General features: G+C 68.8%; 12 protein-coding genes and 1 pseudogene. 7 read left to right on the top strand and 6 right to left on the bottom strand.

Annotated features, from left to right (window positions below; genetic code table 11):
- Positions 1–94 precede the first annotated feature (94 nt).
- Positions 95–1,392: pseudogene (locus ACFXAZ_RS38105) on the top strand (LacI family DNA-binding transcriptional regulator); the annotation flags it as partial.
- A gap of 110 nt (positions 1,393–1,502) precedes the next feature.
- Here the strand turns inward: ACFXAZ_RS38105 and ACFXAZ_RS38100 are convergent.
- The 6 genes from ACFXAZ_RS38100 to ACFXAZ_RS38075 all read right to left on the bottom strand — a co-directional run bounded on the left by ACFXAZ_RS38100 (position 1,503) and on the right by ACFXAZ_RS38075 (position 8,486).
- The gene (locus ACFXAZ_RS38100; RefSeq protein WP_384601197.1) at positions 1,503–3,029 is read right to left on the bottom strand and encodes a hypothetical protein; all 1,527 of its coding nucleotides are present in this window, start codon (positions 3,027–3,029) and stop codon (positions 1,503–1,505) included.
- Positions 3,026–4,210, bottom strand: coding sequence for a caspase family protein (locus ACFXAZ_RS38095; RefSeq protein ID WP_384601194.1), 1,185 nt, complete (start codon positions 4,208–4,210; stop codon positions 3,026–3,028). Before ACFXAZ_RS38095 ends, ACFXAZ_RS38100 begins: the two co-directional genes overlap by 4 nt.
- Entirely contained in the window at positions 4,207–5,235 is a 1,029-nt protein-coding gene (locus ACFXAZ_RS38090) for a hypothetical protein (protein WP_384601191.1), read from the bottom strand. The genes ACFXAZ_RS38095 and ACFXAZ_RS38090 overlap by 4 nt, the downstream gene beginning before the upstream one ends.
- Before the next feature lie 860 nt (positions 5,236–6,095).
- Positions 6,096–7,571: a LacI family DNA-binding transcriptional regulator gene (locus ACFXAZ_RS38085; RefSeq protein ID WP_384601188.1), complete on the bottom strand. Its 1,476-nt coding sequence runs from the start codon at positions 7,569–7,571 to the stop codon at positions 6,096–6,098.
- Positions 7,572–7,674: 103 nt separating this feature from the next.
- Positions 7,675–7,920 (bottom strand): hypothetical protein, encoded by a 246-nt coding sequence (locus ACFXAZ_RS38080; RefSeq protein WP_384601185.1) that lies wholly within the window; start codon positions 7,918–7,920, stop codon positions 7,675–7,677.
- 101 nt (positions 7,921–8,021) lie between these two features.
- A complete protein-coding gene (locus ACFXAZ_RS38075; RefSeq protein WP_384601183.1) occupies positions 8,022–8,486 on the bottom strand; it encodes a hypothetical protein in 465 nt (154 codons plus the stop codon).
- Positions 8,487–8,738: 252 nt separating this feature from the next.
- Between ACFXAZ_RS38075 and ACFXAZ_RS38070 the strand changes: the two genes are divergently transcribed.
- From ACFXAZ_RS38070 to ACFXAZ_RS38045, 6 genes are all read left to right on the top strand, one after another.
- Positions 8,739–9,047 carry a hypothetical protein gene (locus tag ACFXAZ_RS38070; protein ID WP_384601180.1) on the top strand — a complete coding sequence of 103 codons (309 nt, stop codon included), beginning with the start codon at positions 8,739–8,741 and terminating at the stop codon, positions 9,045–9,047.
- Between the two features lie 677 nt (positions 9,048–9,724).
- Entirely contained in the window at positions 9,725–10,597 is an 873-nt protein-coding gene (locus ACFXAZ_RS38065) for a hypothetical protein (RefSeq protein ID WP_384601178.1), read from the top strand.
- Positions 10,594–11,217, top strand: a complete 624-nt coding sequence (locus ACFXAZ_RS38060) for a hypothetical protein (RefSeq protein ID WP_384601175.1) — start codon at positions 10,594–10,596, stop codon at positions 11,215–11,217. Before ACFXAZ_RS38065 ends, ACFXAZ_RS38060 begins: the two co-directional genes overlap by 4 nt.
- Entirely contained in the window at positions 11,214–11,459 is a 246-nt protein-coding gene (locus ACFXAZ_RS38055; RefSeq protein WP_384601171.1) for a hypothetical protein, read from the top strand. The genes ACFXAZ_RS38060 and ACFXAZ_RS38055 overlap by 4 nt, the downstream gene beginning before the upstream one ends.
- Positions 11,456–11,779: a hypothetical protein gene (locus ACFXAZ_RS38050; RefSeq protein WP_384601168.1), complete on the top strand. Its 324-nt coding sequence runs from the start codon at positions 11,456–11,458 to the stop codon at positions 11,777–11,779. The genes ACFXAZ_RS38055 and ACFXAZ_RS38050 overlap by 4 nt, the downstream gene beginning before the upstream one ends.
- Positions 11,776–12,222 (top strand): hypothetical protein (locus tag ACFXAZ_RS38045; protein WP_384601165.1); only part of this gene is annotated, 447 nt, incomplete at its 3' end. The genes ACFXAZ_RS38050 and ACFXAZ_RS38045, both read left to right, overlap by 4 nt.

Raw genomic sequence — 12,222 nt, 5'->3', positions numbered from 1 at the left:
AGCGGCCCGATCACCGTCCAGGCCTGATCAGTCAATTCATGACGTCGCACCACGAACGGAGCAACGACCAACCAACTTTGCGGACACGCCCTAGGACCTGGCCGCCTCGACGATGCAGAACTACAAGCGCCACATCGAGGAGCACCTGCTCCCCGACTTCGAGGACAAGGCACTGAGCGGTGTCCTCCGCACGGACGTCGAGCTGTGGGAGAAGAAGGAGCGGGCCGTGTACGCGGCCTCCAGCGTGAAGACATGGCGTTCGACGCTCCACCTGATCTTCGAGGACGCGATCGACGAGGGGCTGATCACCTCCAGTCCGGCCGCCCGGCGGCGCGGACGCGGCAAGCGCGCCGGCCGGTCCCGGGACCGCGGCCCGGAGAAGGTCGTCACCGACGCACTCGACATCCTGCTGGCCGCCGAGCGGGCCGCCCTGCTGTCCGGTCGCGACGACGAGTTCGTCGCCGTGGTCCTCAAGGGCTATACGGGCAAGCGCTGGGGCGAGATCGTCGGCCTGGAAACGGAGTTCGTCCGGCCGCACGCGTTCCGCGTCGAGTGGCAGCTGTACGAGCTGGACACCGGCGAACTGGTCCGCTGCCCACCCAAGGACGACAGCTATCGCACCATCGATGCCCCGGGCTGGCTGTCGGCCCTGGTCGCCAACCACATCGCCCGTACGAAGCCGACGCCCTGCCCCTGCCACGGACGGACGTATGCCTTCCGTGGCCAGGGAGCGGCCCGTACCGGGGGCCACCAGGGAGCGAAGCTCGTCGACGTCGCCCGTCTTGCCGTGGTGTCCACGGGGACGGTCTCCAACGTCCTCAACCACCCCGACCGCGTCACCGAAGCCACGCGGGCACGGGTGGAGAAGGCCGTCGCGGACCTCGGGTTCGTGCGGGGCGGCGCGGTGTGGGGGCTTGCTGCCCACTGGCGCAGAACGGTTTTGCAACCTGGCTGTTCACCCCTGCGGTCTCCGGCTGGTACCCGAAGAAGGCTCCGCAGGAGGCCCGGCCCGTCCCTCTGCTCGGCGAGCCGTGGCCCGGCGTCCCGGCACGGGGACGCGGCGCCACCAACCGGGCTGACGCCTGCTGGCTGCCGATCGCCAAGGGCCTCACGCCCCACGGCCTCCGCCACACCCACCGGACGATGATGGAGGACCTCGGCACCGAGAAGGTCCTCATGGACGAGCGCATGGGCCACATCGACGGCTCCGTCTCGGCGCGCTACGCCCACGTCACCCACGGTATGCGTGGAAGGCTCATGGCTGGCCTGACAGAGCAGTGGGAAGCGGCTCTCAACGCCCGTACGACCATGGGGCCTACGTCGCCGGTGCGGGTGCTTGACGATCTCATGAAGGCGCGTCTGGCTGTGGATCAGCAAACAACGTCGCAGTGAGGACCCCGTCTCCGCGCAAGCGGTCGGAGTGCAGGCGAGCTCGGATTCCGGACCTACCGGTTCGAGGATGCACCGTGTAGTTGTATGGAGGCGGCAGGCTGCTACTCCGATCACTCGTGGCCCTCCCGCAGCAGCACGGACAGGATCAGCTCGGCCTCGGCAGCGTCCGCGATGTCCAGAGCCCGACGCGTGCCGCCCACACTGAGCTCCAGTTGCCGCACCAGGCCCTGCCTTTGCAGGTTGGCCAGAACGGCCGCAACTCGACCCGCCCGAAGCCCCGGCAGCGCCACCGCGACTGCGTCGCGGCCTGGCACGAGAGAGACTCCAGTGGTCACCCCTTCGTCAAGGAGCCTGCGGGCCAGCCGCCAGAGCACTATTGGGTCCTCATCCTCGATGATGAGCCACTCGCGGTCCTCCTCTGGCGCGATGGCCATCAGACGAGGCTCGCGGGGCAGCGCGCTCTCGTCGGCAGCGAGTCCGTAGTGCCTGCCGTGCAGTGGCACGCTGCTCAGCACACGCCACTGAATCTGCAAGGCGCTCGCGTCCGCTTCCACGTGGAAGGGCAGAGAGTTGCCGGGGGGTGCATTTTTGGGGGCCCGGGGCTCTGGTCTATCCGGGTGAGCGGCGGTGAAAGAGGAGAGCGACGACGGCACCGATGCGCGCAGGTAAGGGGCCAGAACGCGGTGCAGCGCCTCACGCGGATGCGGTGCCCGCGGTTCCAACGGCGGGCGGGTCAGCTCTGCAGCGAGCAGGTCCAGTCCCTCGGCCACCAGTGGGGTCCCTCCCGCCTCGGCGAGCTGGGCTAGGGTCGAGGCGAGGTCACGCCACTCACCTCGGCGCCGGGCGAGCCATGCGTCGATGGCTAGGACGTCGATCCGGGCTGGGCCGTCCTCATGGCGGTCCCCGGTCACTTGCCGCCACTGACCGGCCTGCTCTAGATTGCCGCGCCGACAGGCAAGATAGGCCACCGCCAGATCGAGGAGCGGAGTACCTCGGACGGCGGGTTCATCCCACCAAATCCGCTCCACGACGGCGGCCCAGCTCCACTCTCCGAGCCGCAGTGCCTCAAGCAAGGTGAAACCCGAGTCCGCCACAGGGCGGACCTCCACCGGGCCCTGCGGCCGACGCTCGGTGGGCTGCAGGGCGAACAGTGCCCCCTCCGGTACCAGCGTGCACACCGGCCGCCGTCGGCCTCCACCGATTTGCAGGACGGCGGGGCCGCCCTGCGGGATGGCCACCGTTGCGGCCCTGCCCGTCGCCATGTCCGCTGGGTCCTGAACGGTCCAGCGGCCGTCCGGCTCCCGTCCCCACAGCCGGATCCAGCCGTTCGCGGCCCGGCCAGGCTTCTTGGCGTCCGTTTTCTTCCCGGTTGCGCGCCGTGCGGAGAGCACGGCCTGCTGGGTGCGGCCACCGGTTACCACGACGGGCTGGACAGACAGGTAGGGTGACCAGCCGTGTACCAGGCACCGTTCCTCGTGTGGGATATCCACCGGGGTCGGTATCCCCGCGCGCAGCGGGACGCGCGCCAGTCGGCGGTTGACGCGATCGAGGACCTCGGCTGCGCCGACGACCGTGCCCGGTGCGGCACCAGGCACCACAGGAGCCACGATGTCGACGTGTGCCGTAGCAACGCTCATAGCTCCTGTACCTCCACTGTCCGCGCACGGCAGGGTGCCTGCATCCAGACGTCGTCGCCACGGCCCCGGAAGCGACCGTCGGCGAACGACACCTCAACTCGCGCCGGGCCGATAGGGCCGTGCCCGATCCAGGGTTCTGGCTTCGGCGGGCGGGACGCGTACACCTTCCGGTGCTCTTGGTCCATGAGCGCCCACTCGGCGTCGGACAGGGACTCCCCGGGCGAGGTGTCGAAGTGGAAGGGGACCGAGGGAGCCTTATCGAACGAGAAGAGAACGCCGCCCGCGCTCGTGCTCAATGAGGAGAAGTCGCAGTGCTGTTCCGGCATGTCAAGGTCACTAAGGTGCAGCCCCGGCCAGGCCATGAGCTCGCGCACGAACTTTCCGACGGTCTCTGTGGTCACCGCCCAGTTTTCGCCCGTGGAGTCCGAGTCGGGTGTCAGCAAGGCACGCAGGACCGCTTCGGTGAAACGAGTGACCCCTCCCAGCGGGCCGTGTGCCTTGGTGCCCGGGAGGGTGGAGTGGACGACGACTCTGTCGCGGGGGCGCGGTCGGCGTGGCGGTGTCAATAGATGTGTGGCACGCACGTCCCCCTCCTCGTACAGCTGCTCCGGAGCGAAACGGCAGGCGTCGACGAAGAAGCACTGGACCCGGGCGCTGTTTCTCTCCATGCCCTCCACTAGGACGCGAAGGTCCACCGCGGTGCGGAAGTAGTCCCGCACGTTCTCACCAGTGTCTTGGAGCAGGAGAATCTGCGAGCCTCTTCCGACCTGGATCCCGTGGCCGCAGAAAAAGAATAGCGCCACGTTGTCCGGGTGGCTGTCGCACCTGTCGTACCAGGCATCGAAGGCTTCTTCCACTCCCGCGAGAGTGGCTGACCCGAGAGGCAGGTCACTGCCGTCGTCGCTCTTGAGGACCATCTCCTCGTTGGCCGAGGCGACTGCTTCGAGGCTGCCGAGTGCCATTCCACCGGGCAGGTTCCGAAACCCTTCGAGTAGTCCCTCGCACAACGCACGCGCGGACGCCGGAGGAGAAGCCAGCTGAGTGAACTCCTTGGAAAGTCGGTCGCCCTTGCGGCCCTTCACGTACCGTGTTCCGCCGCGGAACCAGTCATACGCGCCGACACCGATCACCAGGGCATGTGCGGCAGGCCCCGCGAGGCCACTCTCCCAAACTGTGGTCATCTCGGCAGTCCCACCCTGCGAGCCAGCCGCGAGTGGAAGTCGCAGGATGTGAGATAGCCCGTGTGCGCCCACCAAGCGCCGGTGCGGAAGACCACGTCCTCCGCACTGGCGAAGACCGGCGCTGCCGCGAACGCGAGCGGGTCGGATCGGTCCAGGACGTTGAGCCAACGGCCGACATTCGGCGGCGCATCGGCCTTGGGCTGATACACGTTCGGCACCTTGTGGTCGCTGGACGCGAAGAGCTTGAGCTCCTCGAAGAGACCAACCTGGGTGCCCACCGTCACCAGTAGATCTATTCGCACATCGGGCCGGAAAACGGACAGCACGTCATGGACGATGTTCCCGCCCATGCTGTGGGCGAGTATCACCAGTGGTTCCCCACGTAGCGCGGCGTCCCGCGCCGCCTCGTCGATGGAGCTGGCGATTCGCTCCACGATCCGCCCGGGCGCATCGAGCGTGCCGCGCTCAGCGAAGTACCCCATGACGTCACCCATCAGCAGAGCCAACGGGCGGGCGGCCCAGCGACGGACGCCGGCGGCCAAGGGGCTCGTGCGGGTGGAGACGTGAAGGGCACGCAGCCGATGGACCGCGCGGATAGCGCGTGCGGGGAGGCCACCTTCGAGAGCGAAGCTCTCCCACTGCCTCGGACTGGCCACGGCAGTGCCGCAGTCCGTGCGCCGCTCCCAGTCGGTGACCTCGTCATTGAGGCGGTCGAGGAACTCGTCATCCTCCTTGACGTCTTTGAGCCAGGCGAAGAAGGCCACGCCGTCACCGCGTGCGCCCTCGCCGGTCTTCTCAGCCCAGTACACGGTGGCCCGCGCACAGAAGGCCACCAAATCCTCAAGGGCGCCCGGCTCGGATCCTTCGTCGTCGCTGCCCGCCAACGCGAGGAGATCGATCGCCCGCTGCAACGATAGGTGGGCGGTCGTCGTCAGGACCTGCTCGGGTTCTCGCCCTTCCGGCCCGGTGGCGGCGTCCGCCAGAGCTTCGGTGATGGCTTCCTCCAGCGGCTCCTCGCTGCCCAACGACTCCACCTCGTCTGGGGCCAGCGAGGCCCACCCCCAGGCTGGGTCTGCGACGAGTTCGCCCCACCGGGGGCTGGACAACAGAGCACCCGGAGAGTGGCCGGTCGCGGGGAGGAGATGTCGACGCAACAGTTCATCGCGCAAAGCAGCCGAGCGCCCCGCAACATCGGCCTTCCGGTTTCCGATGCCATGTACGTGTACCAGTGCCACCGTGCCCCCCGACTCCCACCCATCGACACTTCATTGTGCGACATGGACGGTTCCTGAATGACCTGTCCACAGATTCGTCCACCACTCTGTCGCGACAGTTGGTGCCAGTATCAAGCTCCGCCTCGGTTTGTGGGCCGAGTGGGGACTGGGCGCGGGGCACGCCCTCTCGTAGGGTGCATGCTCATCTGGTCAGTGAGATGCTCCCGTGCTGCCTCACAGGGTGGTGGTGGAGGCATCGGAGCGAGCTCTGCGTGACCACTCGGCAGAAGCGAGTTCGTTGAGCACTCATCTGTGCGGGTCGTCCCTGGCGCGGACGGCGTCCAGGGTGATCGCTTCGCTCTGGAAGCACGTGCCTGCTTCGAAGAGCCGACCGGGAGCAGACCCTTCTGCTCGGCTCCCAAATGGCTCCCAAACCGGCCCTCGGAACCAACCAGGGGCCCGACCCGCTCTCGCGGATCAGGCCCCTGACCTGGTGTTTCAGCTGTCGGGGTGGCGGGATTTGAACCCACGACCTCTTCGTCCCGAACGAAGGTCGGCCGCCCTGAAATCGATCTTCCCTGGGGGAAGAGTTCGCTGGTAGGGCGAGGGTTTCGGTCGGATCGACCGATCTCTACTCCGGAATCTGGGGCAGATCTGGGGCAGAATTTCGATCATGCTCCGACCGCGCGGAGCTGGGGCACTGTAGCGACTCCTGCTGCGCGCTCGACCAGCAGCCTGTCCAGGATGGGCACCGGTGACCGGTCGTGCAGGGCAAGGCGGGCGTCGAGGGACTGTTCCCAGACATCGGTCAGTCCGTCCATGAGGCGCTGGCGCATCCCGTCCGTGATGTGGGAGTAGCGCGCCTGGACCGATCCGTCGAGGTGTCCCATCCGCTCGTCCATGAGCTTGGGGGGAGTCCCGAGGTCTTCCATCACTGTCTTGTGTAGATGCCTCAGTCCGTGAGGTGTCAGCTTCCTGGCCACGGGCACCCAGCTCGCCTCTGCTCTGGACTCCGCGCCCCGGCCGCGCGCCGGCACCCCGGGCCAGGGCTCGGCGAGCACCGGCACGGGGCGCCGCGGCTGGGGGGCCTTGGCCGGGTACCAGCCGGTCGCCGCGGGGTGGAACAGCCAGGTGGCGAAACCGCTGCGGCGATGGTGCGCGGCTGCATCCCCGGTCGCCTCACCGCGCTGATATCCCAGCTCCGCCATGGCATCGATCACGCGATGGCGCGTGGCGTCCGCGACGCGCTCCGGCCTGTTGAGGACGTTGGACACGGTGCCCGTGGAGACCCCGGACCGGGCGGCGACGTCCTTGAGGGTCACTCCGCCAGCGCTTTGTCCGTTGGGTATGCCGTACCCGCTGAAGAAGTACTTCCTCCCGTGGCAGTCACACGCCTTCAACGTGCGGCTCTGCCGGAACTCAGTCAGTAGCCGTGAGTGCCAGGGGGGTATGCCGAGAGTTCGGTAGGAGTCTTCCTTGGGCGGGCACCGATCCAGCTTGCCGGAGTCCAGCTCGTAGAGCTGGTGCTCTATGCGGATGGCGCTCGGGCGTACGTACTCGGGCTCCAGGCCGACGATCTCGCCCCAGCGCATGCCCGTGTACGCGGTGCTCACGGTGAGTACGAACTCGTCGTCCCGGCCGGACAACAGACTCGTCCGCTCGGCGACCAGGAGGGCACCGAGGGCGCTGGTGATCGCCTTCTCCGGGGTCCGCCGCGATGACCGGCCCGCGCGGCGGCCTCGGCCGCGCTTCTGCTCGGTTGGATTGGACGTAATGAGTCCCTCGTCCATCGCGTCGACCAGCATGACGTGCAGGGTGCTCCGCCATGTTTTGATGCTGGAGACGGCGTACTTCGCGGCCTTCTCGGCAAGCATCCATTTCTGTACTTCGCTCTTGTCGATCTGCTTGAGTGTCAGGTCGCCGAAGTGCGGGAGGAGATGTTCCTCAATGTGGTGCTTGTAGTTCTGCATGGTCGACGGGGCGAGTTCGAGTTCCCCGTACCATCGGTTGGCGTACTCCGCGAACGTTTCATGGCCGAGCTTTGGATCGCGGTGGCGTCCATTGCGTACGTCCGACTCTGCGTCGCGTGCTGCCTTTAAGGCGTCGGATTTCTTCCGGAACAGCTTTGGGTTTCCGGCCTCGTCCAATATCGAACATTTGCTGCCTGTTGCGTCGCGATATCGGCCGCGGAATCCACTGACCAATTCTTCGGTCCACGCCATGCCAAGCTATGCCTTCCTGGAATTCTGCCTATTGAGCAGGTTCCCGCATCTTCAGCTCAGGCTCTGGGCCGACCTCGCTCAGGTCGACAATCTCGCCGTTCCACAACTGCCAGGCGTCAATCACGGAGAGCCAAGACGTAGTCCCGGCGTTCAGAGCGGCAACGTGCTCTTCGCTGAACAGCCCTTCATGGAGAATGAGGTGCACTCCCAGCCTGTGTGCTTTCACAAAGACCGGTGCGTCGTCCTCGGTACGGCCGAGTCTGAAGGTGATCACGAGTCCCCCACTCATCGACTCCAGCGGCATATGCCAACCGCTGCGATCGGGCCGTCACCATACCTACACGGAACGTCTACACACCAGAGGGGGAAGGTTTCTCACTCAGCGTCAGGTGGATCACCCTGTTGTGAACGGGCGCGTTCGTCGGCCTCGATCATGGCCCGCCAGCGTCGCTGACTGTCAGGGCTCATCCCGGCCAGATGTGCCACGATGATGCGCACGTCCTCCCCGTAGCCCGAGAGCCCAGTCGACTCGTAGTTCAGGTACTGGCGGGCCGCCGCGCGGCCAACGATGCTGAGGGGCTTCTCGATGCCGGCGGCGATCGCCGCAAGGTCTTCACTGGTGGGGGAGGTCTTCACCATGTTGCGGGACAACTTGTTGAACTGAGATCGGCTCAGCGGGTGGCCTGCGGCACTCGCTCGCGCTTCCATGACGGCGAAGGAAACGCCGGCGGCGTTGGCTTCGCGGACCAGTCGAGACAGGTCGTCCCGGTCCAGGTCTCGGGTCAGGTGCTCGGGGACGTCCACTCCATCACCTGGGTCGGTGCGGTCGTCTGCCTTCATTGCGCCTCTCTCTTCGGCGGGTGCATGTGCCTCGTGTGGGGTCGGGCCGGTGCTGTCGGGGTTTCGGAGCCCCCGCCTCATCTCGCTCCGTAGACGAGTCGTCTACGTAATTCAAGTAAATAGCCAGGTGGCCGGGGGCGGCAAGCGCGCTGAAGGAAGTGCTGTGCGCCGATCTGTAGACGATCCATCTATGATCGTGCTCTACTATCTACAGCGATAGACGAGTTGTGCCGCTGGAGAGATATTGTGAGAGTGCGCTATGACCTGAGGGACCCCGAGATGCTCCGCCGGATCATGGCGACGCCTGGGCGGGGGGTTCCATTCACGGTGCGCACCCTCGCGAGTGCGACCGGGTTGGGTGCTGGGCTCATCGGTCACTTGCTCAGCGGGCGCAGCCTCTCTTGCGACATGGAAGCCGCCCATCAGATCGCGGAGGCCCTTGGTGTCGCCGTACTGGTGCTTTTTGTGCCGCCGACGTCTCCAGATCCGCGCGAACCGGTCCAGATGGGAAGCATGATGGAGGAAGAATGCCGCCACGATCGAGCCCACCACCTGGCCTGATCTACGTACACGACAGCGAGGCCGGTCCTGGCATCGCGTCTCGGCTTGGAGTCCGTCCGAACACCATTCGTACCTGGCGGAGCCAGGGGCGAGGGCCGCACACCTGGCTGCGGAACGGGCGAATCGTCTCCAGCGTCGAGGCCGTGGAGAAATATCTCAACGCTCAAGCAACGGCAACCACCAGGGGCGCCGCGTGAGTCTGCCGCGCCTGCTCTATCCCGCCAGCGAGGTCGCAGAAGCGATGGGCGTCTCGAAGTACTGGTTGTGCGAGCAGGCCCGAACCGGCGAGATCAAGGCCACGAAGGTGGCTGGCGCGTGGCGCTTCACCCCTGGCCACGTAGAAGCCCTGAAGAGGCAGCTCGAACGGAGTGGCGCCCTGACCGCTCCGAGGTCGTCTGTTTCCCGGGTACGGCAGAGGCCCGCGCCCGCGCGGCCTGATTCGAACGCTGTCGTCCGCCTTGTGGCAAAGCAGCCTCGGCGCAGGACCAGCTGACACCTCGCAGCCGCTCGCCGCCTGACCAGACAAGCGGGGCCGTGCCCGGCTCCACCCAGGCAACGGCCCCTCGGCACATCCACACCCAACCCAAACTCAGGAGTGGATCACCTTGTACGAATCTTTCCAGACCGCCCCGCCCGGGGCGATGCCCCCAGCGGCACCATCCGGCCAGCCGTCGGCCGTGACGTCCGAGCAGGCCGCCGCCGCGGTCATCGACGCCACGATGATCGAGGACGGCGGCGCGACGAGCACGCAGCTGGCCGCGGCCGAGCGCGTAGCCGGGCTGCTCTTCCAGCCTGAGAGCGTGGAGGCCGCGGTGTCGGCCGCGCGGGAGCAGGCCCACGCCGAGCACGCCGCCGAACTCGCCCAGGCGCGGGAGCAGCTGGCTGCGGCGGAAGCTGCGCGCGAGCAGCGTGAAGCCGTCCTGCGCCTATGTGAGGGCCGTCCCGGTCATCAGGTGCTGCTGGTGTCCGATGTCGCAGTTGCTGCCGGGTACGGCACCACCGCGCTGGACGGCCTGCCGATGACGCTCAGGTTGAAGGACGGTGTGAGCGTCCCCGGCCTCGGGGCCCCGCCCCGGGTGGTGGTCCGCTGCACCTCGTCGTACGGCGGGCGCGCGGACCTGCTGGTCGAGGGCACGGAGCGGGCGGCGCTCGCCGCGCTCCTGGTCCCCGACCCTGTCGACGTCGACGGCCCGTGCCCCACGGACGGGTGTGGTGCGCCCGACGGCTACGGTGCCTCGGGTCCGGCCCGGATCGGCTGGGCCCGGCTGGAGGTCGCCGGGATCGGGGACGGCCCGCGCTGGTACTGCTCGCCCGGCTGCGTGTCCGCCGCGATGGCGCGCGCCGGTGACGAGCTGGCCGCCGACGACCAGGCCGCCGCCGTCGACCCCCATCAGCAGGCGCCCGGGGCCGGGGTGGAGGGGTGGCCGCCTCGTGGTGGCCACGACGCCCTGTGCTCCTACGCGTCCGGGATCGGCCGGGACTGCACCTGCCGCGAGGACGCCACGGCTGCCGACGAGCGCGCGGACGCCGGCCAGGGCGGTGCCTGGTGACGAGTGTTCTGGAGACGTATCTCGGCTGGGATGAGCCCTGGCATCTGGTCGGCTGCAAGCGGCCGTCCTGGCTGGTGGACTTCCGTACGGATCCCGGGGAGTACCGCAGCCGCCGCGGCGGGGAGGCGCACGCGTGCGCGAACGAGGACTGCGGTCACGGTGACCGGTACCCGCGTACCACGGTGCGGATCGTGTGCCCGTCTTGCCAGGCCGCCCTCGTCGTCCGCGGCGAGGACGCGTCGACCCGTCAGGGGACGACCGCGACCACGGCCTACGGCTACGGGATGCCTGCCCGCAGCATGGCCGGGCTGCTGCTGTGGCCGGGTGAGCCCCGGCTGAGGATCGGCCACCTCAGGGCCGAGGAGCCGTTCGACTTCCTTGTCACCGGCAAGGGTGTGAAGCGCCCGGCCGAGGCCGACGTCGTCGGCGCGATCTCCGAGGGGCGGGGCAAGCGCGGCGGGACCGTGTGGCATGCGGTCGCGCTGCCCAGCCCGGGGAAGTACGGCCGGTTCAACTGGGGCCGTACGAACGAGGATGCACCGGCCCGTACAGTCGCCGCCGCCGCGAAGTGGATCCGCGCGGGTCTGGACGTGGACGAGCAGGGCGGTGATGCGCGGTGAGCGCCGCTGCCTGGCTCGGTGTGCCCGTCGTTCTCGGCCTGGTCGTCGCCGGTGCTCTGCTGCTCGGTGCCTTCTTCGAGACCAGCGCCGGTGAACGGACCGCCGCGGACGTGGCGGGTCTGGTCCATCACCCGGTGCGCACGACCGCAGCCCACATGCCGCCGGCGGTGCGTGCCGCGTTGCGCCGCGCCCGGCGGCGGCACACCCGCCGCCGGGCCGGTGCCCACCGGGGCACGCGGTGACCGCCCGCCCCCGCGCGCAGCGCCCCCGGCTGCCCGAGACATCCCAGGGACAGCGCGCGGCCCGGCACGCCTGGAACGGCGGCCTCACCGGCAAGACCCGTACCGGCGCCGAGGTGGCGCCGTACACGTGGTGCACGGCGCCCGGCTGCGGCAGCGAGGCCACCACCGGGCAGCCCCCGGCGGCCGGGATGGTCCAGGTCGCCGCTGCGGGTGACGGTGCTGGTGCGCGCTGGTGGTGCCCGGGCCGGTGCGCGGTCCTCGCCCGCACGCGCGCCGAGCTGCGCGCCATCCCGATGCGCACGACGGGAGGGGGCCGGTGATCTCCCGCATCCGGATCATCGACGCGGTGCTGCGCCACCCGAACGTGCGGCGGCTGGCCGGGCATGAGCTGCGCGGCACGCTGGTGCAGCTGCTCGGGCCCGGGACCACGGATCCGTCGTGGACGGTGACGGTGCCGCTGCTGGCCGAGGCGATCGATGCCGCGCTGGCCCGCGCGGAGCGGGAGGCGGCCCGCGGCGGACGGGTGCCGGAGGCGGTGGTCCCGGTGCTGGCCGCCCGGCTGCTGCGGGAGCTGCCCGGCCTCGGCGAGGCCGAGGCCCGCCGCATCGCCCAGGGCCTGGCCGCCGACCTGAGGGGCGACGGCTACCACGTCACCGTCCCCGTCACCGCCCGCCGCCGCCGCGGGGGCCGGCGCGACCCCCCCCCACCACCCCCGCTCCCGCCCACCTGTGTGTTTTCCCCCGCGGGGCCGCGTGACCCCGCC

Source organism: Streptomyces sp. NPDC059477 (assembly GCF_042749375.1).
Lineage (GTDB): Bacteria > Actinomycetota > Actinomycetes > Streptomycetales > Streptomycetaceae > Streptomyces.
The sequence above is the reverse complement of the archived record's forward strand: the minus strand, read 5'-3'. Positions and strand labels throughout refer to the sequence as shown.

Coding starts and splice junctions, on each gene's coding strand:
- ACFXAZ_RS38100 (WP_384601197.1), bottom strand. CDS start 3,029: ATGAGCGTTGCTACGGCACACGTCGACATCGTGGCTCCTGTGGTGCCT.
- ACFXAZ_RS38095 (WP_384601194.1), bottom strand. CDS start 4,210: ATGACCACAGTTTGGGAGAGTGGCCTCGCGGGGCCTGCCGCACATGCC.
- ACFXAZ_RS38075 (WP_384601183.1), bottom strand. CDS start 8,486: ATGAAGGCAGACGACCGCACCGACCCAGGTGATGGAGTGGACGTCCCC.